Source organism: Salmonella sp. 2020_1459 (assembly GCF_043847915.1).
GTDB lineage: Bacteria > Pseudomonadota > Gammaproteobacteria > Enterobacterales > Enterobacteriaceae > Salmonella > Salmonella enterica.
The window spans coordinates 151002-176042 of sequence record NZ_JBCMFA010000005.1; the positions used below are offsets into that span (position 1 = coordinate 151002).

The window sequence follows — 25041 nt, forward strand, 5'->3', positions numbered from 1 at the left end:
GATGAAGTTTTCATCTTGTCAAATCGTCGGACAAGAGTACATTTATTACGCCAGAGAACTTGACGCATTTTTACCTTATATTGAAGTTAAGAAATAGAATTTGATGCTCAGGTGAATAATAAGCAATCTATAATCATGATGGAATGATTTACCATTACGGTGATGTGACGTTATCTGGCTAACGACATCGTTGCTGTTGTTGTCAGCCAGATTGAAAGTAACTGTAATATCAGAATTTATAATGCTCTTTACTTAGACCATATTTTTTCATGCGCAGATAAAGTTTTTTACGGGGAATTTGCAGGTACTCCGCCACTTCATTAATTCGTCCCTGATGAATGTTTAATGCTTCGGTAATAATTTGTCGCTCATACTCTTCAACGCGCCGGTCAAGCGGGGTCGGCTCCTGCAGAAGCAACTGCGGGTTGACCGTTTCCGCCAGCGGCAGCACGCCAACAGCGAAAAGCTCCGCCGCATTAGCCAGTTCGCGCACATTGCTTGGCCAGGCGCGTCGCATTATTCCTTTCAGTAATTCCCCCGCTATTTCCGGCACTGGATGATTGAGCCGCAGGCAGGCTTTTCGAAGATAATGGCGAAATAACGGCTCGATATCATCCGGTCGCTGAGAAAGAGACTGGCAGGCGATTTGGGTCATGGCGAAACAGTAGTAAAGCTCGGCCGCAATCTGGTTAGCTGCCGCCTGCTCCACCAGCGAAGCGCTACCAACGCCCACCAAACGAAAAGGCCGATGCTCCAGGCTTTGTAAACGCGCCAGATGGTGCTGCTGTTCGCGTGTCAGATATTCGGGATGGCTCAACACCAGCGTACCTCCTTGCGCCTGGTCGATGAATGTCTCCAACTGCCTGGCATTCTCCGGCGTGAGTTCATAGCGTACAAACGGCCCTTTCGCGTTACGCCCCAGTTGATGGAGATAACGGGCGCCAGTCATACGTCCAGTGCCATGCTCACCGTAAAACCATACGGCAATGTCCGTTTCCGCCAGTTGTTGTAACCGTTGTCGAAACTGATTCATCCACTCGCTGCGCCCAATCAGTTCAACCTGTAACGTCTGCTGGCAATATTGCCGCCGTGCAATGACCGACCGGCGCTGGCGTAGCGCGTCTTCAATTAATATCAACAGTTTGCCCGGATCGACGGGTTTTTGCAGAAAATCCCAGGCGCCCTTTTTCACCGCATCAACCGCCATCGGTACATCTCCATGTCCGGTAATCAATAAGATTGGCAGTTGATCGTCATCCTGATGAAACAGCGTCATAAGATCGATACCGGAACACCCCGGCATACACACATCGCTCAAAACGATCCCCTCCCAATCCGCTTTTACCCACTCTTTGGCCTCGAAAGGATGGGTAAAGCCACGCACGCGGTAGCCTGCCTGCTCAAGCATTTGGGTATAGGCGTCAAGTACATCAACGTCATCATCAATCAGCAAAATAGAACATTCATCATTCAACATCATCGACATCCGTTACCGAGAATTGCAGCACCACGCAAGCGTTACGCGTCAGCGTCGACGCCAGACGCAGGTCGCCCTTCATTTGTGCCATCAGCGACACGCTAATCGACAGCCCAATACCCAACCCGACAGCTTTACTGGTGGTAAACGGCTTGAGTAAAGAGGGCAACAGCGCCACAGGCCAGCCAGGGCCGTTATCTGCAATATAAACCTCCAGCACCTCTCCCTGCGTCTGCCACGTCACCGCGATCGCCGCATCATGTGAACAGGCGTCAAGCGCATTCGCCAGCACATTCACCAGAACCTGCTGAATACGCACTTCATCGCCGCTAACCCATACGGTGTCGGTTGGCAGTGAAAGCGCTCCCTGCCGGGATTGGTGGCGCATGGCTAATAACTCCCATGCCGCCACGAAGGTTTGGCGCAGATCAACGGGATACAATGGCGTTTCCAGCTCCGCCCGGCGGGTAAACTGCCGCAGCGAACGGATAATGGCGTCAATCCGGTTAATGAGCCCTTCCGCTTTGGTGAGCGTATTTCTCGCCTGTCCGCTCTGACCTTGTTCAATCGCGCGTCCCGCCGTAAATAAATACATTGAAAGCGCATTCAGCGGCTGGTTAATTTCATGCGCCAGCGTGGTCATGGTCTGGCCGACTACCGCCAGTTTCGCCGTCTGAATCAACTCATCCTGCATGGCGCGCAGGTCGGCTTCTATCTCTTTGCGCTCGGCGACCTCTTGTTCAAGCTGCCTGCGTTGCATATTGAGCTGGCCCAGCGTATGACGTAGCAAACGGGCTATCCGTCCTAGCTCATCGCGCCCGTAAACCGGGATAGTCGAGTCGGTTCTCCCCAGCCCTATCTGTACCACAGCCTGATTAAGCGCGGTAAAACGCTTTACCAGCCGGGAACGGATAAAATAGTGGTTGAGTCCCCAGGCCAGCAGCAACGCCAGGAGCGTCGCCACTAAAATAAGCCCGCCGCTAACGCGAACAATCTGTTCCAGGCGTTGATTGAACGTCTGCATTTGCTGGTGACTACTACCTAACTGCGCCTCAAGCAGCGTGCGAAAGCGCCCTAGCGTAGCCTCTCTGGCGCGGCTGGCGTCCAGTAAGGCTTTTTGCGCCGCAACATAATCGCGCATGGTATCGGGCATCTTATTTTTTACCATCCCGATTTCCAATAGTTCGTCGATGGTTTGCCGCAGCGTGATCGTACTGGGCCAGTCATCCAGCGCACGAATATTCTCATCCGCCGTTTTTTTTAGGTTTTCCAGATAGCGAATATGGGTCTCTACCAGCATCCCGTCATTATTGCCGGACTTGAGCTCATTCAATCTGTCGCGCAGGTCATCAACAATCTGATTTTCAATTCGCGCCAGGGTATATACCTGTTGCTGTTCGTTCTGCACCTCGCGCGAACGTTGCAAGTACTGCGCCGCGTCGCCCTGATTCGCCTCAATTTGATCGAGCAGCGTCCCTTGCTGCCAGGTAAAATCCTGTACCAGCGAATTTAGCTCCGTGGTGAAATCATCATGGAGCCAGTCGATGCGAGCGGAAAGCTCACTGACTTTCTCCCGCACCAAAAACATGTTGTAGAGGGCGTTGTCCAGCTCCGCCAGCAAGGTCCGGCTATCCTGTAAAATGACGGCCAGTTGCCGGCGCTCAGCAAGCTGAAGCCCCTGACTGAGACGCTCAATCTTATCCAGATGCTGAATAATCTGCGTACGTAACTGCAAACGTACCGTCGTGTTCGGCGCCAGCAAAAATTCATTGAGTTGATCCACGGCCAGATTCAGGTTCCCCTCAATTAAAAAAGCGGAGTGGATGCGAGGAAAATATTCATCAAGCGAATAGCGAACCTGCGAACTTTGCTCATGCCAGGAATAAAGGCTGACCATACTGACAATCAGCGTCAGTAATGCGCCCATTAAAAATGCACCCCGTAAACTGTTGCTGATACTGAGCTGACGAAGCCGTTGCAATAATCTCCCCTTCATTTCAGCTCTTCCAGTTTGTGAATCGCCAGCCGCTGATTGTTCAGAAACCAGATCTGCCACTCCATCATTTTTTGTTCGGCAAAGCTTTTATTATCAAACTGCGCCAGCCAGGTTTCATCCTCGCTGCTTGCCGCATCCACCGGGACGCTGGTCAATAAAGCTCTGATTTCAGGTAAGGGGCGTTTAAGCCGCGTTTCTGCGCTGTGCAACGCTCGCCATGCATCTTTAAGCTGCGCAAGTCGAAAACTGATCGCGGTATCAAACATGCGCTGTACCAGTTGCTGGCGCTTCAGGATCAGGCGATAGTTCAACGGCGGCTGGGCCATCAAACGCTGTTGTTGCGCGGCGCGAGGATTATCGGCGCTAAGCGGTGCGACGGGATACTTACCGGTATTCGCGTCAGCCAGTATCCTTTGCCCTTTCGGACTTAATAAGTAATGAATAAAAGCACGCGCTTCGTCTGCATGACGGCTGTTTTTCAACACCGCGACGTAAGTGGGCGACACCGCAGAATATGGGAAATAGGTAAAAGCAAGATTAGGATCGTTAAGTAGCAAATTAGCATAGTTATCAATGACCGGCCCGGCAACGCCAAGCCCGCTTTTAATTTTATCCGCTACGCCGAAACTGCGAGAGGAAATCGTGACCAGATTACCCGAGATTGCCAGCAGCGTCGCCCACCCTGCCGTCCAGCCTTTTTGCTGCAACAGCGACTCCACCATCAAATGATTGGTGTCTGAGCGTGACGGACTGCTCATTAATAGAGCGCCCTGGTAACTGGGCAGGCCCATATCCTGCCAGTCGGCAGGCGGCGGAAGATGGCGCGCAGCGAGCGCTGAACGATTGATCAATAGCCCAAATCCGGATACCGCTACCGCCACTGAAGTTGAGCGGATAGAACGCGGCACCAGCTTCTGGCTGGCGGCAGGCGCGCTATCCAATAGCGCCAGCTTTTGGTGTTCCTGAAGGTGTTGCAACAGCATGGGGGATGACGTCAGGATCAGATCGACATTTTCCGCATTCGCCGTATCAAGTAATTGCTCTAAAGAACCGCTGGTACGGTTGAGCGTACGAATCATGACGGAACCCGGCTCCGTCTGCCAGCGCTGGATAATCCAGGCGGTCGCGCTGGGTGAAAAGGTCGTTGCCATCACCAGCTCGCGGCTGTACGCCTGGCAAGAACCGAACATTGCCGCCAGCCATAGCGTAAAAGCGCCCACTCTGGCGAAACGACTACAGCATGAGAAAAGTCGATTTGTGATCCCGTTCATAAATATCGATATCACATAAAGAAAATATTGAGACAAAACTTACCCTTTTATTTCTGTTGGCATCCAGAACAACGTTATTTGAATAATAACGGGTCCGTCGCCCGAAAACATCAATAAAGCGTATCAGATCACTGGCAGCAAATTTGTTAATATCCGCACATGCTAACGATAAAACGGCCATGGCAATAATTAAAGTTTCACCACACCCTTCAGGATGGGTCAAAAATAACCTTTAAATTCACCCAATTGAGTCAATTTTGACACATTTCTTCGACTTGAATTTTATTGTCACTCCTTTCACTCTACCGACAAAACCTCCTGATGTTCATCTCACTATAAAATACAGGTGACTCCATGTTAACAATATTAAAAACAGGGCAATCGGCGCATAAAGTCCCACCGGAAAAAGTCCAGGCTACGTATGGTCGATATCGTATACAGGCATTGTTAAGCGTATTTCTGGGATATCTCGCTTACTATATAGTCAGAAACAATTTCACATTATCGACGCCTTATTTAAAAGAGCAATTGGATCTCAGCGCTACGCAAATCGGCCTGCTGAGTAGCTGTATGCTTATTGCTTACGGAATCAGTAAAGGCGTAATGAGCAGTCTGGCGGATAAAGCCAGCCCAAAAGTCTTCATGGCGTGCGGTCTGGTACTCTGCGCGATTGTTAACGTTGGGCTGGGATTCAGTAGCGCATTCTGGATATTTGCCGCTCTGGTGGTCTTCAATGGCCTTTTTCAGGGCATGGGCGTCGGCCCCTCGTTTATTACTATTGCAAACTGGTTCCCTCGTCGGGAGCGCGGACGCGTAGGCGCCTTCTGGAATATCTCGCATAACGTTGGCGGCGGGATCGTCGCGCCTATCGTCGGTGCGGCTTTTGCGATATTGGGCAACGAACACTGGCAAAGCGCCAGTTATATCGTTCCGGCCTGCGTCGCCGTCATTTTTGCCTTAATTGTTCTGGTCTTGGGAAAAGGTTCGCCACGCGAAGAAGGTCTTCCCTCACTGGAACAGATGATGCCGGAAGAAAAAGTCGTACTGAAAACGAAGAATACGGCAAAAGCGCCGGAAAATATGAGCGCATGGCAAATCTTCTGTACTTATGTGCTGCGCAATAAAAATGCCTGGTATATTTCGCTGGTCGATGTCTTCGTCTATATGGTGCGGTTTGGCATGATTAGCTGGTTGCCTATCTATCTGTTGACAGTAAAACACTTTTCAAAAGAACAGATGAGCGTCGCGTTTCTCTTTTTCGAGTGGGCGGCGATTCCCTCCACGCTACTGGCAGGCTGGCTGTCAGATAAACTGTTTAAGGGCCGCAGAATGCCGTTAGCCATGATTTGCATGGCGCTGATTTTTGTCTGTCTGATCGGATACTGGAAAAGTGAATCTTTGCTGATGGTAACGATTTTCGCCGCCATTGTAGGTTGTCTGATTTACGTCCCACAGTTCCTCGCGTCCGTACAGACAATGGAGATAGTCCCCAGCTTTGCCGTAGGTTCCGCCGTCGGATTACGTGGGTTCATGAGCTATATTTTCGGCGCCTCGTTGGGCACCAGCCTGTTTGGCGTCATGGTGGATAAACTGGGCTGGTACGGCGGATTTTATCTTCTGATGGGCGGCATCGTGTGCTGCATTCTATTCTGTTACCTCTCCCATCGCGGCGCGCTGGAACTGGAACGCCAGCGCCAGAATGCGTTACATAATCAGGACTCACTGCAGCTTGCGGACGCGCAATAAACGATTAGCCTTCCCGGGGAACAGAAGCGCCGACATTGTCGGCGCTATCTATTCGCTGACATCGTGTATACCCCAAATAATTCGAGTTGCTTAAAAGCGGCAAGGGAGTGAGTCCCCAGGAGCATAGATAACGATGTGACTGGGGTGAACGACAAATCTGCCGGGAACAGATTTGAACGTCGCGTGCGACGGCCGTCAGGGCGAGGCCCATCGATGGGCCGAGTAATCCGTAGCCAACACATCAGCAACTTGAAGTATGAAGGGTATGTACTGACTAACGCTTACCGTATCCCACCATAAAGCGAATAATTAACCCACATGCCGGTGCGAGAAAAAGCAATAATCCGCTAACGATGTCATCGCCATCCTGCAACCATACATTGAGTAAATAAATCAGCGCGGCAAGGATAACCATTCCCGTAAAAGAAGAAACCGCAGAAAAAGCCCCCATCACCTGACCGATATAGCCACTCACGGCAAGTATACTTATTGCAAGAAATGTCCATAAATAGATCATCTATAATACCTCCTGTCTATGGCAAGGCTTCCATATAGCCTTACGGTCCCTCTCACTTCTCCTTTAAGATAAACCTTATCAGCCCGTCATTTCCATAACATTTATCTCACATTTTATTTTTTTAATCATTTTTCAATGACCTTCGTCTGAAATAAAATTATCACTGTAAAAACAATGCATTAAAAATAATGATTAGCTTATTTTTGCTACGGGAGAAATATTTACGCTTCTTGATAAAGAATTTCTGGGCGCGAGTAAATAACTGGTGGTACATTAGCCTGCCTGGCGTTCATGCCCTCGTGGTTTAGTACTGACTTAGTTTTACACTCCTTACGGGAACCATTGTCGTACATGATGGCCTAACTATACGTAAATCATTCAAGTTACCCTGATGAGCTTACTCAAGTAAGTGCTTCGGATAAGCGAACGCAACTTGAAGGATGATGCGTATTTCAGAGTGTACCGCTGCGGATAATGACTCTTCTGCGATACATTATTTTCGTATCTACAGAAGGTATTTTATGTTTCCTCAAAGCAAATTTTCACGCGCGTTTTTGCACCCGCGCTACTGGCTGACGTGGTTTGGCGTTGGCGTCCTCTGGTTACTGGTGCAGCTTCCCTACCCGGTTTTGCGTTTTCTGGGCACCCGCACCGGTAAGCTGGCGCGCCCCTTCCTGAAGCGACGTGAGTCGATCGCCCAGAAAAATATTGAACTCTGTTTTCCGACCCTCTCCCGGGAAGAAAGGGAAAAACTGATCGCCGAGAATTTCCACTCTCTTGGCATGGCGCTGCTTGAAACGGGCATGGCCTGGTTCTGGCCTGATAACCGGGTTCGCAAATGGTTTGATGTGGACGGGCTGGACAACCTTACCCGTGCGCAGGCGCAAAATCGCGGCGTAATGGTCGTTGGCGTGCATTTTATGTCGCTGGAATTGGGAGGCCGGGTAATGGGTCTCTGCCAGCCGATGATGGCGACCTATCGTCCGCATAACAATCCGCTCATGGAGTGGGTGCAGACGCGCGGTCGTATGCGCTCAAATAAAGCGATGATCGGCAGAAACAATCTGCGCGGCATTGTGGGCGCGCTAAAAAAAGGGGAAGCCGTTTGGTTTGCTCCCGACCAGGACTACGGTCCTAAAGGCAGCTCCTTTGCGCCATTTTTCGCGGTTGAAAACGTCGCCACCACCAACGGCACCTATGTACTGTCCAGGCTGTCTGGCGCCGCCATGTTGACCGTTACAATGGTAAGGAAATCCGATAACTCGGGTTATCGTCTGTATATTACCCCTGAAATGGAAGGTTACCCGGCAGATGAAAATCAAGCCGCTGCCTATATGAATAAAATTATTGAGAAAGAGATCATGCGCGCCCCGGAGCAATATCTCTGGATCCATCGCCGTTTCAAAACTCGCCCGTTGGGGGAAGCGTCACTCTACATCTGAAAAAGGCCGCAAGGCCTTTTATTTTGGCATTTCGCATTGTCATAATATTCATATCGTAAATTACTCATTCCTGCTTTTAGCGATAAGTCTCCTGTTTACAGGCGATTTTTTACTGTGTCGGCGGCGTCGCTCAATAGCGATTCATCACTGTCAGAAATTAAACTGTCGCCGATTCCCGACACTTGTAAGTTACTAAAAGTAAATAAGAAAATGCCTCTTGTTTCACCTCATTTTTAGGCGTACATTAGCGCCGTCTGGAGCGATGACGCGCAGAATTCTGAGGTGATGCAGGCGGTCAAAACACGAATAATTCTCAATTTCGTATTGTCCGGCATCAACTCTCTATAATCAGGTAAGTGTAAGTTCATTTAGGCGTACGACAGGTACGCGGAGAGATGAAACGTGAAATATTTCTTTATGGGCATTTCATTTATGGTCATCGTTTGGGCCGGTACTTTCGCCCTGATGATTTAAAAGTACAATGCAAAGAAAAACAGGAGCCATGGGGCTCCTGTTTGCTTTTCTACTCCGTGCTCGCCTCAACGGGTTTTGGATGTGACGGCAGCACGCCATCGGCGCGGAACATCGCTTTAATCCCTCTGACGGCCTGGCGAATGCGGTCGCGATTCTCTATTAATGCAAAGCGTACATGGGTGTCGCCATAATCACCAAAGCCTATCCCTGGAGAAACACAAACCTTCGCCTCATTCAGCAGCTTCTTGGCAAACTCAAGCGACCCCATCGCCGCATATTGCTCCGGGATTTTCGCCCAGACGTACATTGAGGCTTTCGGCATTTCAACCATCCAGCCCGCCTCATGCAGCCCCTTCACCAGCACATCGCGACGACGTTTATACTGCTCGGCGATATCGCGCACGCACTGCTGATCGCCTTCCAGAGCGGCGATAGCCGCCACCTGAAGCGGGGTAAAGGTGCCATAATCGTGATAACTTTTAATGCGCGCCAGCGCGCTGACCAGGGTTTTATTACCCACCATAAACCCAATACGCCAGCCCGCCATATTATAGCTTTTCGACAGCGTGAAAAATTCGACCGCCACGTCGCGTGCGCCAGGCACCTGCATAATGGATGGCGCTTTCCAGCCGTCGTACACGATATCGGCATACGCCAGATCGTGCACCACCAGCACATCATAACGTTTAGCCAGAGCGACCACTTTTTCAAAAAATTCCAGTTCGACGCACTGGGCCGTAGGGTTAGATGGAAAACCCAAAATCATCATTTTCGGTTTCGGATAACTTTCGCGAATAGCGCGCTCCAGCTCGTTGAAGAAATCCACCCCCTCTACCAATGGAACCGAACGCACCTGCGCCCCGGCGATAACGGCGCCATAGATATGAATCGGGTAACTGGGGTTCGGCACCAGAACCGTATCGCCATGATCCAGCGTCGCCAGCATTAAATGCGCCAGTCCCTCTTTGGAACCGATGGTCACAATCGCTTCGGTTTCCGGATCGATATCGACATCATAACGTTCCTGATACCAGTGAGAAATCGCGCGGCGTAAACGCGGTATGCCGCGGGACGTGGAATAACCGTGCGTATCCGGACGCTGCGCGACGGTGCAAAGTTTTTCGACAATGTGGGGAGGGGTTGCGCCATCAGGATTACCCATACTGAAATCAATAATATCTTCACCGCGCCGACGCGCAGCCATTTTGAGTTCAGCGGTGATGTTAAAAACATAGGGCGGAAGGCGATCGATACGCGTAAAGCGACGTTCAGGGCGGAAGTCAGCCATAATATCCTCAGATTAACGTTAGCGCCCGGACCGTCCGAGCGACGCTGCCACGATGGTGGCTCCTTTAGAAAATAGCCTGAAAATTTTCTTCCTGTCGAGAGGCTAATGAAAATATTTTTAGCGACAAAAAAGAGGAACAAGCGTAAAAACTTACTTTTTAAACGTGTCAGTTATAGCATCAAACAAATCATATTATTAACAAATTGATATCATTGAATTTACGTAACGTAGCGCAGCCGACGATAATTTCCTGTCAATAAACCTTATCTCAAATAATCCCCTTTTGATTTTGTGGTTTTTCCTCTTTAATCAAAACCCTTACTAACGCTAATAGTATTCGATCATGTCATATTACGGTGTTTTTCAGGGACATTTCCCCGAAAATGAGGATCCTTTCCAGCAAGATGCCGCGATGAAACCGTAAATAAGGCAGCGAACCGGATACGTATAGTAAAATAAATCCCTGTTTTCGCCTGACTAACCGCCATGACGTGATGACTCAACGCGCTGGTGTTTGACCTTTCGCTCAGCAAGAGTAAAGTGAAATAATTCAGACAGTTGAAGCATTCATGCACAGGAAAGGCAATGAAAAAAACCGCGTGAGGCACGCGGTTTGAGACTGACAAGAGAATGATTAATTGCCTGATGACGCTGCGCTTATCAGGCCTACAGATGACACACTTTTGTAGGCCGGATAAGGCGTTTATGCCACCATCTGACTTATAGAATATGGCCTAATGTCTGGCGCAGATGCGCGCCGGAGCCTAACAAGCCAGGGTTATCATGGACAATCAGATAGACCGGAATACCGTGTACATAATCTTTAAAGCGGCCTTTATCTTCAAAGCCACCACGGAAGCCGGACGCTTTAAAAAATTCCAGGAAGCGCGGGACAATACCGCCAGCGATATAAACGCCGCCAAATGTCCCCATGGTTAACGCCAGATCGCCGCCAAATCGCCCCATGATGACGCAAAAGAGCGACAACGCGCGGCGACAATCGATACAGCTATCCGCCAGGGCGCGTTCGGTAATATCTTTCGGGCGCAGATTTTCCGGCAGACGGTTGTCGGACTTAACAATCGCCCGGTAAAGATTCACCAGCCCCGGGCCAGACAGCACGCGCTCGGCGGAAACGTGGCCAATTTCGGCGCGCAATATTTCCAGAATCATAGCTTCTTCTTCGCTATTAGGCGCAAAATCGACATGCCCGCCTTCGCCCGGAAGGCTAATCCAACGCTTATCCACATGCACCAGATGCGCCACGCCCAAGCCGGTTCCCGCGCCATACACCGCAATAGGTTTGCCGTCTACCGGTTCGCCGCCGCCGAACTGAATTAAATGCTCTTTTTTCAGCATCGGGATCGCCATCGACACGGCGGTGAAATCGTTGATGATTTCCAGATGGCTAAAGCCGAGATTTTTTTTCATTTCCGCAATAGAAAAAGCCCAGGTATGGTTAGTCATCGCTACCCAGTCACCGGTAATCGGGCAGGCTATGGCGATACAACCATCTTCCACGCTGACGCTATGCTCATCGAGATAAACGCGCACCACGGCCTCAAGACTGGGATAATCCAGGCCGGAATACGTTTTGGCCTGCGAGATTTCTCCACTGGCGATATCACACAGGGCAAGACGCGCATTCGTGCCGCCTACATCTCCTACTAAAGCATACTTTGTCATTCTTCTACTGCTCCGCTAAAGTCAAAATAAGTCTTTGTCACACTGTAAATTCATGGGGGCATAACAACAACGGCCATCAGGCTGACTGCCTATAAATATAGATCTTCATCACAGAATTACTTTCTTGTTTCAGCACCAATTGCAGCAATGCCGTCGGGCAGGCTGTGCAAAATAGGTATACGACCCCGTGTAAGGAAGAGATTATGTTCCACCCGCGTGCCCGAACGATGCTGCTGCTGTCGCTCCCCGCGCTGATTATTGGCGTAGCGTCAAGCCTGGTTTTAATCGCTGCGATGAAAGTCGCGTCGGTTTTTCAGCAATTTCTTTGGCAACGACTGCCCACCAGCATCGGCATCGCTTATGATTCGCCGTTCTGGATAGTGGGTATGCTCACGCTAACCGGGATCGTGGTGGGTTTGATTATCCGTTACAGTCCCGGACACGCTGGCCCCGATCCGGCCATCGAACCGTTAATCAGTATGCCGGTCTCGCCATCTGCGCTACCCGGGCTGCTTCTCGCCTTAATCATCGGCCTTGCTGGTGGGGTAAGTTTGGGGCCAGAGCATCCGATAATGACAATAAATATCGCGCTGGCGGCGGCTTTCGGCTCCCGCCTGTTTCCGCGTATCACGGCGTTAGACTGGACGATTCTGGCCTCAGCGGGCACCATCGGCGCGCTGTTCGGCACGCCCGTCGCCGCAGCGCTGATTTTTTCGCAAACACTTAGCGGCTCTAACGATATTCCCATGTGGGATCGCCTGTTTGCGCCGTTAATGGCGGCAGCGGCGGGGTCACTCACCACCAGTCTGTTCTTTCATCCGCATTTTTCGTTACCCATCGCCCATTACACGCAGATGCGGCTGGTGGACATTGCCAGCGGAGCGATCGTCGCGGCGATCGCCATTGCCGCCGGGATGGTCGCCGTCTGGTGCCTTCCGCGTCTGCATGAGTTGCTGCACCGCCTGAAAAATCCGGTCCTGATTCTCGGCATTGGCGGTTTTATACTGGGTATTCTGGGCGTCATTGGCGGGCCGCTTACCCTGTTTAAAGGCCTGGACGAAATGCAACAAATGGCGTTTAGCCAGACGTTGGGCGCGGGAGATTATTTTACCTTAGCCGTCGTCAAACTCGCCGCGCTGGTCATCGCGGCGGCGAGCGGCTTTCGCGGCGGGCGCATTTTTCCGGCTGTGTTTATTGGCGCGGCGCTGGGGCTCATGCTCCATGCCCATGTTGAGGCCGTACCCGCGGCGATTACCGTCTCCTGCGCGATTCTTGGCTTAGTGCTGGTAGTGACGCGCGACGGCTGGCTCAGTCTGTTTATGGCGGCAGTCGTCGTACCGGATACCAATCTGCTGCCGCTGCTCTGCATTGTGATGCTCCCCGCCTGGCTATTGCTGGCGGGAAAACCGTTGCTGGCCGCCAACCGTCACGAACCCTAATCCGGCGCAGCGGGGGCCATTATCCCCCGTTGCGGGCTTCCAGCGCCCGGGTCACGGTACGCAGTAATTCCGGCAGATCGGCTTTTGGCAACATCACTTCAATAAATGACAGACGTTGTGGGCGCGCCAGACGTTCGAGGACCTCTGCCAGTTGGATAGCCTGCGTCACCCGCCAGCACTCCGCCTGTTGCGCCGCGTTTAGCGCCGGTGGTATCTGCGTCCAGTTCCAGCTCGCGATGTCGTTATACCGCTGGGCCGCGCCGTGAATGGCGCGCTCTACGGTATAACCGTCATTGTTGAGCAGCAGGATAACCGGCGCCTGCCCGTCGCGTAACATCGAGCCCATCTCCTGAATCGTGAGCTGCGCCGCGCCATCGCCGATAATCAGAATCACCCGCCGATCGGGGCAGGCAGTTTGCGCGCCAAACGCGGCGGGCAAGGAATAGCCGATAGACCCCCACAGCGGCTGAACCACAACTTTCGCGCCGTCAGGAAGCGACAGCGCGGCAGCGCCAAAGGCGGCGGTCCCCTGGTCGACAAGGATAATATCTCCGGGTTTGAGATACTGCTGTAAGGTTTGCCAGAAGCTTTCCTGGGTCAGTTCTCCCTTATCAATCCGCACTGGCTGTCCGGCGGAACGCGTCGGCGGCGGCGCAAAAGCGCATTCCAGGCACAGTTCGCGCAGCGTAGACACCGCCTGCGCCATCGGGAGGTTGAACCAGGTTTCGCCGATGCGCGACGCGTAAGGCTGAATCTCCAGCGTGCGTTCCGTCGGTAATTGTTGGGTAAATCCGACCGTAAGGGTATCGACAAAACGGGTGCCGACGCAGATAACCCTATCGGCGTCCTCTATGGCCTGACGCACTTCTTTGCTGCTGGCGCCAGCGCTATAGGTGCCAACGAAGTTCGGGTGCTGTTCATCAAAAAGCCCCTTCCCCATCAGTAGTGTGGCATGAGCGATGGGCGTTTCCGCCATCCAGCGCTGCAACAGTGGTCGTAAACCAAAACGCCCGGCAAGAAAGTCGGCCAATAGCGCAATGCGCCGACTGTTCATCAGGCACTGACGGGCGTGGTAACGAAAAGCCGTCTCCACGCCGCTTTGCGCTTCATGCACGGGCAACGCCAGCGCCTGCGTAGGCGGGATGGCCGTTTTTTTCGCCACGTCGGCGGGCAGCATGATGTATCCTGGCCTGCGTGCGACAAGCATTTCACCCAATACGCGGTCAATCTCGAAACAGGCGTTCTGTTCATCCAATATTGCGCTGGCAACAGATATCGCCTGACTCATGCGATAAAAATGACGAAAATCGCCGTCGCCGAGGGTATGGTGCATCAATTCGCCACGCTGCTGCGCAGCGCTACAGGGCGCGCCGACGATATGCAAGACCGGGACATATTCCGCGTAACTGCCCGCGATACCGTTAATAGCGCTAAGTTCTCCCACGCCAAAGGTGGTGAGTAGCGCTCCAGCGCCCGACATGCGCGCATAACCGTCCGCGGCATAAGCGGCGTTCAGCTCATTGGCGCATCCCACCCAACGTAGGGTCGGGTGGTCAATCACATGGTCAAGAAACTGCAAGTTATAATCGCCCGGTACGCCAAAAAGATGGCCAATGCCGCATCCTGCCAGTCTGTCCAGCAAATAGTCGGCCACGGTATAGGGGTTTTGCATGACAGCTTTCCTTCTGACGTTGACATTATGTTGAGTATTAAGGAATGGCGATGGCTGTCCAGCACGACGGGGATGAAAGCCTGGAAAACAATGTTTACAGCGGCGAACAGTAAAATCCGGATACCGCCTGGCGAGTGTAACCGTATACACTATTTATTCACGCCACAGGGGGAAAGGTCATGATTTATCAGCCCGATGAAAATCGTTATCACACAATGGAGTATCGTCGCTGCGGACGCAGCGGCGTCAAACTTCCCGCTATTTCGCTGGGGTTATGGCACAACTTCGGCGATGCGACACGGGTAGAAAATAGCCGGGCGCTGCTGCAACGCGCGTTCGATCTGGGCATTACCCACTTTGATCTCGCCAATAATTATGGGCCGCCGCCGGGCTCCGCAGAATGCAATTTTGGCCGCATTCTGCAGGAAGATTTTTTACCGTGGCGTGATGAATTGATCATCTCCACCAAAGCGGGCTACACCATGTGGGATGGCCCTTATGGCGACTGGGGTTCACGGAAATACCTTATCGCCAGCCTCGATCAAAGCCTGAAACGTATGGGGCTGGAGTATGTCGATATCTTTTATCACCATCGTCCCGATCCCGAAACGCCGCTTAAAGAGACGATGAAAGCGTTAGATCACCTTGTGCGCCAGGGCAAAGCGTTGTACGTGGGAATCTCTAACTATCCTGCCGATCTGGCCAGACAAGCTATCGATATTCTGGAGGATCTCGGCACGCCTTGCCTGATTCATCAGCCTAAATATTCGCTTTTTGAGCGTTGGGTAGAGGACGGGCTGCTGGCGCTATTGCAGGAAAAAGGCGTCGGCAGTATTGCCTTCTCGCCGCTGGCGGGCGGGCAGCTCACTGACCGTTATCTGAATGGCATTCCGGAAGATTCCCGCGCGGCAAGCGGAAGCCGTTTCCTTAAACCAGAACAGATTACCGCCGACAAACTGGAAAAAGTTCGCCGGTTGAATGAACTGGCTGCACGACGGGGCCAAAAATTGTCTCAGATGGCGCTCGCCTGGGTGCTGCGTAACGATAACGTTACCTCGGTACTGATTGGCGCCAGCAAACCGTCGCAAATCGAAGACGCCGTAGGAATGCTGGCCAATCGCCGTTTTTCGGCGGCGGAATGTGCAGAAATTGACGCTATTCTGGAGGGCCGGTTTTAGCAAAAAATGCTCTCCTTCATGATTTAAGAGTTAAGGCGATGAAACAAATCTTTACTGCTTTGTAATATTGCATTAACAGGCCGGCGACGGCTCGATCGTGAAGGAGAGAAAGTATGTTCAGGTCACTGATTCTGGCGGCAGCCTTGCTGGCTTTTACACCGCTTGCCGCGAATGCGGGCGAAATCACCCTGTTGCCCTCAATAAAATTACAGATTGGCGATCGCGATGATTACGGTAACTACTGGGACGGTGGTCGCTGGCGCGACCGGGATTACTGGCACAACCATTATGAATGGCGTAAAAATCGCTGGTGGCGCCATGACAACGGCTATCATCGCGGCTGGGATAAGCGTAAAGCGTATGAACGCGGTTATCGGGAAGGCTGGCGCGATCGCGACGATCATCGCGGGCGAGGCCGGGGTCACAAACATCATCACTAAGCCTCCTGCTGAATAACAGCCCGATGACGCCCACGCATCGGGCCTGCTATCTTTCTGTCTTTATGACAATCCCATCACCGTTCCAACCAGCAACCAGATATTCAGGGCGACGACCAGCACGACAATTATCCAGCCAATCTGTTTTACTCGCCGCGTGTTCACCAGCTCGCCCATTAGCGTAGCGTTACTGGTGAAAATCAGGAGCGGCACCAGCGCCAGCGCAATACCAAAACTCAGCAGCACCTGGCTCATCACCAGAATTCGGGTAGGGTCCAGCCCCATCAAAATCACAATAAATGAGGGCAGCATGGTAATGGTGCGCCGTACCCACAGCGGAATGTGAAAACGGACAAACCCTTGCATCACCACCTGCCCCGCCAGAGTCCCTACCACGGTGGAGGAAAGCCCTGCCGCTACCAGACTAAGACCAAACACCGTTGCCGCCGCATGGCTTAGTAACGGTTCCAGCGTCAGGTATGCCTGATCGAGGTCGGCGATGCCAGTGTGGCCGCTAAAATGAAACGCCGCCGCGGCGGTCGCCATCATTGCCAGATTGACAAAACCGGCAATCGTCATGGCAATAGCGACATCCCATTTCGTTGCTGAGTACCGTTGTTGCCGCGTTCCGCCGTGCAGATGCTGTGTTAATGACGAGTGCAGATAAATCACGTGCGGCATAATCGTCGCGCCAAGCACGCCGGCGGCTAAGAATACGGCTTCCGGGTTCGGTAGCGCCGGGATAACCATTCCTTTGCCGAGCTGCGCCATATCAGGCTGAGAGAAAAACAGTTCCACAATGTAAGCGGCGGCGACAAAAAGCAGTAAACCGCCGATGACTTTTTCAAGCGGTTTTTGACCGCGGCGTTGTAACATTAAAATCAGAAACGTCGCGATACCGGTCAATACCGCGCCCTGTAATAAAGAGACGCCCAGGATCAGCTTAAAACCTATTGCTGCGCCGATAAATTCAGCTAAATCGGTGGCCATCGCGATGATTTCCGCCTGTACCCAGTAAAACCAGACTACCGGGCGCGGATAATGGTCGCGAATTTGCTCCGCCAGGTTCTTGCCCGTGGCGATTCCGAGTTTTGCCGAGAGGATTTGAATCAGCATCGCCATCAGGTTCGCCCAGACCACCACCCAGAGTAGCTGGTAGCCAAAGCTGGCGCCGGCCTGAATATTGGTCGCGAAGTTACCGGGATCGATATAACCAATCGCGGCAATGAACGCAGGTCCCATTAATGCGAGCCTTAGCTTGCGCGCCGCCCGTCCGCTGCTATTCTCTACGCGATTGTCAGTCATCTTTTGCCTCAAAAACATAGCCTTTGCTATGTTTCATGCTATGTTTATTGATAATGATTATCAAGTGCATTTCAATGGGTACGGGTGATTACTTTGATAGTGTGAAACGATAGACCGATACGATGACGACCTGTATCAGAACAGTTTGGCTTAACATTACAAGATTAGCACACTGATATAACTTTTCATTTTCATATTCAGTACAGTAAAAGTGTATTACAGATCACTAATTTTGAATCTCGTCACAGGTCCTTATTATAGTGTGTGTTGGATCTCGTTTTCTTTACGGCTGTTGCATAGAATGTGCACGAAAATTAAACCTGCCTCATATTTGGAGCAAATATGGACCGCGTCCTTCATTTTGTCCTGGCGCTTGCCGTTGTTGCGGTACTCGCACTGCTGGTTAGCAGCGACCGTAAAAAAATTCGCATTCGTTACGTCATTCAGTTACTTGTTATCGAAGTATTACTGGCCTGGTTCTTCCTGAACTCGGATGTTGGCCTTGGCTTCGTAAAAGGTTTCTCCGAGATGTTTGAAAAACTGCTCGGATTTGCCAACGAAGGGACAAACTTCGTCTTTGGCAGTATGAACGATCAAGGTTTGGCGTTCTTCTTCCTGAAAGTATTGTGCCCGATCGTCTTTATTTCCGCGTTGATCGGTATTCTTCAGCATATCCGCGTTCTGCCAGTGGTCATCCGCGCTATTGGTTTCCTGTTGTCCAAAGTAAACGGTATGGGCAAACTGGAGTCTTTTAACGCCGTCAGCTCGCTGATCCTCGGCCAGTCTGAGAACTTTATCGCTTATAAAGATATCCTCGGCAAAATGTCCCGTAACCGCATGTACACCATGGCGGCGACCGCAATGTCGACCGTTTCCATGTCTATCGTGGGCGCGTATATGACCATGCTGGACCCTAAATATGTGGTCGCAGCGCTGGTTCTGAACATGTTCAGCACCTTTATCGTTCTGTCGCTGATCAACCCCTATGTCGTTGATGCCAGCGAAGAAAATATTCAGATGTCGAACCTGCATGAAGGCCAAAGTTTCTTCGAAATGCTGGGCGAGTACATTCTGGCAGGTTTTAAAGTGGCGATTATCGTCGCGGCGATGCTGATCGGTTTCATCGCGCTGATCGCGGCGCTGAACGCGCTGTTCGCAACGGTTACCGGTTGGTTCGGCTACAGCATCTCCTTCCAGGGCATTCTGGGTTACATCTTCTACCCGGTCGCATGGGTAATGGGCGTACCGTCCAGTGAAGCGCTGCAGGTAGGAAGTATCATGGCGACCAAACTGGTTTCCAACGAATTCGTGGCGATGATGGATCTGCAGAAAATCGCCTCTACCCTCTCTCCACGCGCTGAAGGCATTATCTCCGTCTTCCTGGTGTCCTTCGCGAACTTCTCTTCCATCGGTATTATTGCGGGCGCGATTAAAGGCCTGAACGAAGAGCAAGGCAACGTGGTTTCCCGTTTTGGTCTGAAACTGGTTTACGGTTCTACGCTGGTGAGCGTACTGTCCGCCTCTATCGCGGCGCTGGTACTGTAAGTCTGGGTTTAATGCAGAAACCGGGGAGCTATCCCCGGTTTTTTTATGCCGCTTATTTGCCTAACGGGCGCGGGCGGCCAATCAGATATCCCTGCAAACTGTGTACGCCAAGCTGCAATAGCAGATCGCGCTGCGCAGGCGTTTCAACAAACTCAGCCACGACGCTCAACGATTTCGCTTTCGCTAAATCAGTGATGGATTTCACGATCATCGCATCCAGGGAGTCCGTCAGAATATCTTTTACGAAACAACCGTCGATTTTAATGATGTCCGCCTTGAGGCGTTTTAGCCGTTCATAGTTTGCATAGCCGGTGCCGAAATCATCAATTGCGATTTTTAGGCCAAACTTACGCAACTGGTTGATATTGTGCATACTGATTTCGGAATGAGAGAAGGCCTGTTCTTCAGTAATTTCGATGATGACCGAAGCTGGCGGGACGCCATAGCGTTTAAAAAGCTGCATAATGCGCGACGCAGTCTCTTTTTGCAGCAGCGTCAGCGGCATCAAATTAACCGAGAAACGCGCCCCCTGCTCCGCTGAAGGATGCGCGGACAGCCATTGCAGGAGCGCTTCCATCACCTGCATATCAAACCGTACGCTCAGGTTAAACTGGGCGATAAGCGGAATGAACTGATTCGGCATCATGATACCGTCGTCGCACCGAAGCCGCGTCAGAATCTCGTCATACCCTTTTCCCTGCGCGTCGCGAATGGGTTGCGCATACAAAACCAGCGCGCCACGCTCCAGCGCCTGACGGATTTTCTGCAACCGTAGCACCCGTTCCGTCGTCTGCCCGGAAGCGGCTTCAATACTCTGGGTCAGTGCAAGCACCCGACGATGCGAACAGGATTGCTCCGCCAGCCAGCTTAACTGCCCCAACAGCGGTTGCAAGGTTTCCTGGCGACCATCGAATGTTCCCCACGATGCGCCGTATTCCATGTCCAGACCGGTATTGTTCCAGTAAATTTTGCGGTTATTAAGCACATTAAGCATATATTGCAGGCGGGCTTCCGTCTCCGGTCCCGTCAATACCAGCAATAATTCACTGCCCGGCAGATGGAAAATTTTCTCCTTTTCCAGCAGCAGCGGCTGCAATACGCGAAACACCTCGCGTTCGCAATGCACGCGCATCTGCATACCGTAATGACGGCTCAGAAATTCCAGGTTTTCCATGCGTAGATAACACACGCTTTGCCCGGCATCCTGTAAAAGAAACTGCTCCAGCGCGCGCAGGTTAGGCAGTTGCGTCAACGGATCGGTCAATGCCTGCGAGTGCCATTGTCGATTCAACCATTCGCTGCGTTGATTAATCCGCGCCATGTACAACAAACAAATACTAAAAGAAATGAGAACTGAAAGGATAAATGCCAGCGAATATTCTGAGCCCACGCCCTGCAGAAAATTGCGGTTATAGCTAAGCAGGAATAGCGCAGTGAGAGCCCAACTAAAATTCAACAGCGGATAGCTGATTTTCCCCACGCCGATGGTAAATCCAATGAACAGGACTGGCACCAGATAGCCAGCAATATACTTTGTCTCGAAAGGCGTACACAGCACCGCTAATAGCGTCGCCAGAGTGGCAAACCAGAGAAGCGTAAACAGGCGTTTTTCTTTGGCGAGATAAGGAGCGACATCCCTCCGCCAGAAAATACGAATATAGTGCGGGCTGACTATCATCCGCAGCGGATAATAGAAAAAGAGGGTAAAAATAAGCGCGGCAGAAATCAGACTCAATAAATCAACAATCGAGAAAATAGCGGTGCCGGTGCCAAAGAAGGTAGAGATTGTCACCGGGAAAGCCAGGTAGTGCCCCGCCAGATGCATACTGATTTTTATGCCAAACGGCGTCATTAACCCTAACCAGAAAACGCGTAGCCAGATGCCTTGGTTGGGTATTCCGTAGCGCCAGCGCGCGCCCAGCTGCCAGCGTACGATAGCGCAAACCAGCAACACGGGAAACGTCTGGCAAAATAGCAGCACCATCGCCTGTGGCAGAGGTAAATGAAAATTCCATTCATTAGTCAACATCATTCCGCCTACCATCGGCGCGACGCCACGGCGGCCAAATAAAAACAGCACGGAAAACATGACGCAGAGCGGTAGCCAGGCCAGAAAGATGTAGCTGGAATCAATTGTGGCGCGGGGAGAAATGAGACGAGATAGCAGAATAGCCGGAACGGTCAGGCAGAAGGCCAGTAAGAATATTTTTATATTTTTTAATACGTTACACTTATCCGGCATTGCTTTAATGCTCACATCATTATATAAGGCGCATGAATAATAAGTATATTCGCATTATGAAGCAATCTAACAAAAGCTCATATTGACCGCAAAAGCAGCGGCAAACAAACGCACCTGAAGAGCAGATATCAGAGGCCATAAATTTTGTGACAAAAAGCAAAAACCCCCGCTTTTCAGCGAGGGTTCGAATATTGGTGGAGCTAAGCGGGATCGAACCGCTGACCTCTTGCATGCCATGCAAGCGCTCTCCCAGCTGAGCTATAGCCCCATAGTGCTTTTACGTATACGCCAAATTTATCGGGAGTAAATTTGGTGGAGCTAAGCGGGATCGAACCGCTGACCTCTTGCATGCCATGCAAGCGCTCTCCCAGCTGAGCTATAGCCCCACTACGTAAAGCTTGTCGAGTTGACGGGCGGCATCATATGAATTCCCTCGGCATGTGTCAACGGCAAAATGAACTTGCCGAATTCAATCGCTGAAAAAGCATTCAAATAAAGGACATTGCGGCACAACTCGCATTCAGTAGTTAAACACGTCACGGTTTCGACTAAAATGGTGCTATAAAATGAACCACTAATTAACCCCACGACTATTCAGGGAATCGTTATGTTCAAGGAACGGATGACGCCAGAAGAACTCGCTAATCTCACCGGTTACAGCCGACAAACCATCAATAAATGGGTACGGAAAGAAGGCTGGGCAACATCGCCCAAACCTGGCGTCCAGGGCGGTAAAGCCCGTCTGGTTCATGTAAACGAACAGGTTCGTGAATATATCCGCAGCGCTGAACGTTCAGTTGACCATCACGCAGACACATTCACGCCTGCCAGCAACGCATCGCTTGAAGCGCTGCTCATGACGCTCGCCAAAGAGATGACCTCATCCGAGCAGAAACAGTTTACCTCTCTCCTCGTGCGTGAAGGGATTACCGGTTTGTTACAACGCTTAGGGATACGCGATAGCAAATAATATGAAAAGATTACGCAGTAAAATGACCACTGAAGAGCTGGCTGAATGCCTCGGCGTGGCCAGACAAACCGTCAATCGCTGGATCAGAGAACAACACTGGAAAACCGAAAAATTTCCCGGCGTCAAAGGCGGACGCGCAAGACTCATCCATATTGATGCCAGCGTGCGGGAGTTTATTCTCAATATTCCGGCTTTTCGCAAACTGCCTGCGTTTTATCAGGCGGAAGAGGCTTTCGCAGAATATGCGAACGCGGCGCACAGTCACGCTTATCGACAAATTATTGATGCCGTTGAAAATATGTCTGCTCAGGAACAGGAAAAACTGGCGCTGTTTTTATCGCGGGAAGGTATTCGCGGATTTCTGACGCGTTTAGGTATCAATGAGGCGGACTAACAAAGAATAAACGGCAGGCGTCTGCCCTGCCGTTTATTCTGTTTCAGCGGGCGTTACTGCTGGCTTTCACGCTCGGCGATAAAGCCCAGCGCTTTGTTGATGCGCTCAATGCTGCGGGTTTTACCAATCGCATGTACGGTGACATCCAGCGCAGGCGACTGCCCGGCACCGGTCACAGCCACACGCAGCGGCATCCCCACTTTACCCATCCCCACTTCCAGCTCATCCGCCGTGGCCTGAATCGCGTGGTGGACGTTTTCTGCTGACCAGTCCGTAATCGCCGACAGCTTGTCGCGCACCACTTCCAGCGGCTGACGCGCCACCGGGCGGAGGTGTTTTTTCGCCGCATCGGCGTCAAACTCGCTGAAGTCTTCATAGAAGTAGCGGCAGCTCTGCGCCATCTCTTTCAGAGTTTTGCAGCGCTCGCCCAGCAACTTCACCAGTTCAGCAAGCTGCGGGCCGTTACGGGTGTCGATATTTTCCTGCTCGATATGCCACTGCAAATGCGTCGCCACATATTCCGGCGCCAGCGTATTGATATAGTGGTGGTTCAGCCACAGCAGTTTATCGGTGTTGAACGCGCTCGCAGACTTGCTCACCGCACCGAGGGAGAACAGTTTAATCATCTCTTCGCGGGTGAAGATCTCCTGATCGCCGCTGGACCAGCCCAGACGCACCAGATAGTTCAGCAACGCTTCCGGCAGATAACCGTCATCGCGATACTGCATCACGCTCACCGCACCGTGACGTTTAGACAGTTTTTTACCGTCGTCGCCGTTAATCATCGACACATGCGCGTACATCGGCACCGGCGCGTTTAACGCTTTCAGAATGTTAATCTGGCGCGGAGTATTGTTGATATGGTCTTCGCCACGGATCACATGGGTAATTTCCATATCCCAGTCGTCAACCACCACACAGAAGTTGTAGGTCGGCGAACCGTCGGTACGACGAATGATCAGATCGTCCAGCTCCTGATTGCTGAATTCGATCGGGCCACGGATCTGATCATCAAAAATAACGGAACCGTCCTGCGGGTTGGCAAAGCGAACCACGCATGGTTCATCGTCGGCATGATGTTCGTGACTGTGACGGCAACGCCCGTCATAACGCGGCTTCTCGCCTTTCGCCATCTGATCTTCACGCAGTTGCTCCAGACGCTCTTTAGAGCAGTAGCATTTATAGGCCGTTCCCGCCTCCAGCATCTCGTCAATCACCGCGTTATAGCGATCAAAACGTTTGGTCTGGAAATATGGGCCTTCGTCCCATTCCAGGTTCAGCCAGTTCATACCATCCATGATGGCTTCAATGGCTTCCGGCGTGGAACGCTCAAGATCGGTGTCTTCAATACGCAGCACGAATTCACCGCCGTGGTGACGTGCGAAAAGCCAGGAATAAAGAGCAGTACGCGCGCCGCCGACGTGCAGATAACCTGTCGGGCTAGGCGCGAAGCGAGTTTTAATTTTCATGAAATGGCCTTACGTTTATAAAGATGCCGACAACCGGCAAATCCTGGAAAGATGAATAGCCTTGTATTCTATCACTGTGGCTTGATTCCTCAATGTTGATCCGGTCAGAACGCTGCGCTTTGCTATTTCCGTATAGAAATCATGCAGTGCGGGGTAATTCACGATCGTTTTGTTTAATTTTACGACGAACAAACAAAAACTTTAGAAAATGCGTTGACTCATTTTCAACTCTCCCTATAATGCGACTCCACACAGCGGGGGTGATTAGCTCAGCTGGGAGAGCACCTCCCTTACAAGGAGGGGGTCGGCGGTTCGATCCCGTCATCACCCACCAACTACTTTATGTAGTCTCCGCCGTGTAGATAAGAAATTGAGAAGTGGGTGATTAGCTCAGCTGGGAGAGCACCTCCCTTACAAGGAGGGGGTCGGCGGTTCGATCCCGTCATCACCCACCACTTTCTCGCCAGCTAAATTTCTTATTGTGAAGTACCGA

Annotated in this window: 19 protein-coding genes and 4 tRNA genes; 11 read left to right on the plus strand and 12 right to left on the minus strand. The window is 51.6% G+C overall.

Annotated features, from left to right (window positions below):
- Positions 1-229 precede the first annotated feature (229 nt).
- Genes pgtA through pgtC form a run of 3 tightly spaced genes read right to left on the minus strand, consistent with a single transcriptional unit; the run spans position 230 to position 4663 of the window.
- Positions 230-1477, minus strand: a complete 1248-nt coding sequence (pgtA, locus tag ACH0VJ_RS14470; RefSeq protein ID WP_000930847.1) for a two-component system response regulator PgtA — start codon at positions 1475-1477, stop codon at positions 230-232.
- Positions 1467-3473: a two-component system sensor histidine kinase PgtB gene (gene pgtB, locus ACH0VJ_RS14475; protein WP_000678482.1), complete on the minus strand. Its 2007-nt coding sequence runs from the start codon at positions 3471-3473 to the stop codon at positions 1467-1469. Before pgtB ends, pgtA begins: the two co-directional genes overlap by 11 nt.
- On the minus strand, positions 3470-4663 hold the full coding sequence (gene pgtC, locus ACH0VJ_RS14480; RefSeq protein ID WP_000467983.1) for a phosphoglycerate transport regulator PgtC: 1194 nt from the start codon (positions 4661-4663) through the stop codon (positions 3470-3472). Before pgtC ends, pgtB begins: the two co-directional genes overlap by 4 nt.
- A gap of 435 nt (positions 4664-5098) precedes the next feature.
- On the opposite strand from pgtC, the gene pgtP reads away from it, so the two are divergent.
- Entirely contained in the window at positions 5099-6490 is a 1392-nt protein-coding gene (gene pgtP / locus ACH0VJ_RS14485; protein WP_000955739.1) for a phosphoglycerate transporter PgtP, read from the plus strand.
- Between the two features lie 274 nt (positions 6491-6764).
- Here pgtP and ACH0VJ_RS14490 read toward each other — a convergent pair whose 3' ends face one another.
- The gene (locus tag ACH0VJ_RS14490) at positions 6765-7007 is read right to left on the minus strand and encodes a YfdY family protein (protein WP_000639889.1); all 243 of its coding nucleotides are present in this window, start codon (positions 7005-7007) and stop codon (positions 6765-6767) included.
- A gap of 521 nt (positions 7008-7528) precedes the next feature.
- Here ACH0VJ_RS14490 and lpxP point away from each other — a divergent pair.
- Entirely contained in the window at positions 7529-8449 is a 921-nt protein-coding gene (gene lpxP, locus ACH0VJ_RS14495; protein ID WP_000484428.1) for a kdo(2)-lipid IV(A) palmitoleoyltransferase, read from the plus strand.
- A gap of 402 nt (positions 8450-8851) precedes the next feature.
- Positions 8852-8923: a membrane protein YpdK gene (gene ypdK, locus ACH0VJ_RS14500; RefSeq protein ID WP_010723117.1), complete on the plus strand. Its 72-nt coding sequence runs from the start codon at positions 8852-8854 to the stop codon at positions 8921-8923.
- Positions 8924-8972: 49 nt separating this feature from the next.
- On the opposite strand, the gene alaC is transcribed toward ypdK, so the two are convergent.
- Both alaC and glk read right to left on the minus strand, forming a co-directional pair.
- Positions 8973-10211 carry an alanine transaminase gene (gene alaC / locus ACH0VJ_RS14505; protein WP_000763118.1) on the minus strand — a complete coding sequence of 413 codons (1239 nt, stop codon included), beginning with the start codon at positions 10209-10211 and terminating at the stop codon, positions 8973-8975.
- Positions 10212-10931: 720 nt separating this feature from the next.
- Positions 10932-11897, minus strand: a complete 966-nt coding sequence (glk, locus tag ACH0VJ_RS14510) for a glucokinase (RefSeq protein WP_000170380.1) — start codon at positions 11895-11897, stop codon at positions 10932-10934.
- A 203-nt stretch (positions 11898-12100) separates the two neighbouring features.
- Between glk and ACH0VJ_RS14515 the strand changes: the two genes are divergently transcribed.
- A complete protein-coding gene (locus tag ACH0VJ_RS14515) occupies positions 12101-13336 on the plus strand; it encodes an ion channel protein (RefSeq protein WP_000468920.1) in 1236 nt (411 codons plus the stop codon).
- Positions 13337-13355: 19 nt separating this feature from the next.
- On the opposite strand, the gene ACH0VJ_RS14520 is transcribed toward ACH0VJ_RS14515, so the two are convergent.
- Entirely contained in the window at positions 13356-15008 is a 1653-nt protein-coding gene (locus ACH0VJ_RS14520) for an alpha-keto acid decarboxylase family protein (RefSeq protein WP_001180871.1), read from the minus strand.
- A 179-nt stretch (positions 15009-15187) separates the two neighbouring features.
- On the opposite strand from ACH0VJ_RS14520, the gene mgrA reads away from it, so the two are divergent.
- Together mgrA and ypeC are read left to right on the plus strand one after the other, a co-directional pair.
- Positions 15188-16186, plus strand: a complete 999-nt coding sequence (mgrA, locus tag ACH0VJ_RS14525) for an L-glyceraldehyde 3-phosphate reductase (protein ID WP_000640285.1) — start codon at positions 15188-15190, stop codon at positions 16184-16186.
- A gap of 113 nt (positions 16187-16299) precedes the next feature.
- Entirely contained in the window at positions 16300-16626 is a 327-nt protein-coding gene (ypeC, locus tag ACH0VJ_RS14530) for a DUF2502 domain-containing protein YpeC (RefSeq protein WP_000490091.1), read from the plus strand.
- Positions 16627-16686: 60 nt separating this feature from the next.
- Here ypeC and ACH0VJ_RS14535 read toward each other — a convergent pair whose 3' ends face one another.
- The gene (locus ACH0VJ_RS14535; RefSeq protein ID WP_000131734.1) at positions 16687-17928 is read right to left on the minus strand and encodes an Nramp family divalent metal transporter; all 1242 of its coding nucleotides are present in this window, start codon (positions 17926-17928) and stop codon (positions 16687-16689) included.
- Positions 17929-18270: 342 nt separating this feature from the next.
- Between ACH0VJ_RS14535 and nupC the strand changes: the two genes are divergently transcribed.
- Entirely contained in the window at positions 18271-19473 is a 1203-nt protein-coding gene (nupC, locus tag ACH0VJ_RS14540) for a nucleoside permease NupC (RefSeq protein ID WP_000376347.1), read from the plus strand.
- A 52-nt stretch (positions 19474-19525) separates the two neighbouring features.
- Here the strand turns inward: nupC and ACH0VJ_RS14545 are convergent, their stop codons facing one another.
- The 3 genes from ACH0VJ_RS14545 to ACH0VJ_RS14555 all read right to left on the minus strand — a co-directional run bounded on the left by ACH0VJ_RS14545 (position 19526) and on the right by ACH0VJ_RS14555 (position 22101).
- The gene (locus ACH0VJ_RS14545; RefSeq protein ID WP_001112941.1) at positions 19526-21715 is read right to left on the minus strand and encodes a sensor domain-containing phosphodiesterase; all 2190 of its coding nucleotides are present in this window, start codon (positions 21713-21715) and stop codon (positions 19526-19528) included.
- Between the two features lie 192 nt (positions 21716-21907).
- Positions 21908-21983: transfer RNA gene (locus tag ACH0VJ_RS14550), tRNA-Ala, on the minus strand.
- Positions 21984-22025: 42 nt separating this feature from the next.
- Positions 22026-22101 (minus strand) — tRNA-Ala (locus tag ACH0VJ_RS14555).
- A gap of 221 nt (positions 22102-22322) precedes the next feature.
- Between ACH0VJ_RS14555 and ACH0VJ_RS14560 the strand changes: the two genes are divergently transcribed.
- Entirely contained in the window at positions 22323-22685 is a 363-nt protein-coding gene (locus ACH0VJ_RS14560) for a YfeC-like transcriptional regulator (protein ID WP_000472034.1), read from the plus strand.
- Between the two features lies 1 nt (position 22686).
- Positions 22687-23079, plus strand: coding sequence for a YfeC-like transcriptional regulator (locus ACH0VJ_RS14565; RefSeq protein WP_000826514.1), 393 nt, complete (start codon positions 22687-22689; stop codon positions 23077-23079).
- Between the two features lie 53 nt (positions 23080-23132).
- On the opposite strand, the gene gltX is transcribed toward ACH0VJ_RS14565, so the two are convergent.
- Positions 23133-24548, minus strand: coding sequence for a glutamate--tRNA ligase (gene gltX / locus ACH0VJ_RS14570; RefSeq protein WP_000695623.1), 1416 nt, complete (start codon positions 24546-24548; stop codon positions 23133-23135).
- 258 nt (positions 24549-24806) lie between these two features.
- Here gltX and ACH0VJ_RS14575 point away from each other — a divergent pair.
- Positions 24807-24882 (plus strand) — tRNA-Val (locus ACH0VJ_RS14575).
- A 45-nt stretch (positions 24883-24927) separates the two neighbouring features.
- Positions 24928-25003: transfer RNA gene (locus ACH0VJ_RS14580), tRNA-Val, on the plus strand.
- Positions 25004-25041 lie beyond the last annotated feature (38 nt).

Bases quoted from the DNA above. Each gene is read 5' to 3' on its own strand.
- pgtA (WP_000930847.1), bottom strand. From the start codon at position 1,477: ATGTTGAATGATGAATGTTCTATTTTGCTGATTGATGATGACGTTGAT.
- pgtB (WP_000678482.1), bottom strand. From the start codon at position 3,473: ATGAAGGGGAGATTATTGCAACGGCTTCGTCAGCTCAGTATCAGCAAC.
- pgtC (WP_000467983.1), bottom strand. From the start codon at position 4,663: ATGTTCGGTTCTTGCCAGGCGTACAGCCGCGAGCTGGTGATGGCAACG.
- pgtP (WP_000955739.1), top strand. From the start codon at position 5,099: ATGTTAACAATATTAAAAACAGGGCAATCGGCGCATAAAGTCCCACCG.
- ACH0VJ_RS14490 (WP_000639889.1), bottom strand. From the start codon at position 7,007: ATGATCTATTTATGGACATTTCTTGCAATAAGTATACTTGCCGTGAGT.
- lpxP (WP_000484428.1), top strand. From the start codon at position 7,529: ATGTTTCCTCAAAGCAAATTTTCACGCGCGTTTTTGCACCCGCGCTAC.
- alaC (WP_000763118.1), bottom strand. From the start codon at position 10,211: ATGGCTGACTTCCGCCCTGAACGTCGCTTTACGCGTATCGATCGCCTT.
- glk (WP_000170380.1), bottom strand. From the start codon at position 11,897: ATGACAAAGTATGCTTTAGTAGGAGATGTAGGCGGCACGAATGCGCGT.
- ACH0VJ_RS14515 (WP_000468920.1), top strand. From the start codon at position 12,101: ATGTTCCACCCGCGTGCCCGAACGATGCTGCTGCTGTCGCTCCCCGCG.
- ACH0VJ_RS14520 (WP_001180871.1), bottom strand. From the start codon at position 15,008: ATGCAAAACCCCTATACCGTGGCCGACTATTTGCTGGACAGACTGGCA.
- mgrA (WP_000640285.1), top strand. From the start codon at position 15,188: ATGATTTATCAGCCCGATGAAAATCGTTATCACACAATGGAGTATCGT.
- ypeC (WP_000490091.1), top strand. From the start codon at position 16,300: ATGTTCAGGTCACTGATTCTGGCGGCAGCCTTGCTGGCTTTTACACCG.
- ACH0VJ_RS14535 (WP_000131734.1), bottom strand. From the start codon at position 17,928: ATGACTGACAATCGCGTAGAGAATAGCAGCGGACGGGCGGCGCGCAAG.
- nupC (WP_000376347.1), top strand. From the start codon at position 18,271: ATGGACCGCGTCCTTCATTTTGTCCTGGCGCTTGCCGTTGTTGCGGTA.
- ACH0VJ_RS14545 (WP_001112941.1), bottom strand. From the start codon at position 21,715: ATGCCGGATAAGTGTAACGTATTAAAAAATATAAAAATATTCTTACTG.
- ACH0VJ_RS14560 (WP_000472034.1), top strand. From the start codon at position 22,323: ATGTTCAAGGAACGGATGACGCCAGAAGAACTCGCTAATCTCACCGGT.
- ACH0VJ_RS14565 (WP_000826514.1), top strand. From the start codon at position 22,687: ATGAAAAGATTACGCAGTAAAATGACCACTGAAGAGCTGGCTGAATGC.
- gltX (WP_000695623.1), bottom strand. From the start codon at position 24,548: ATGAAAATTAAAACTCGCTTCGCGCCTAGCCCGACAGGTTATCTGCAC.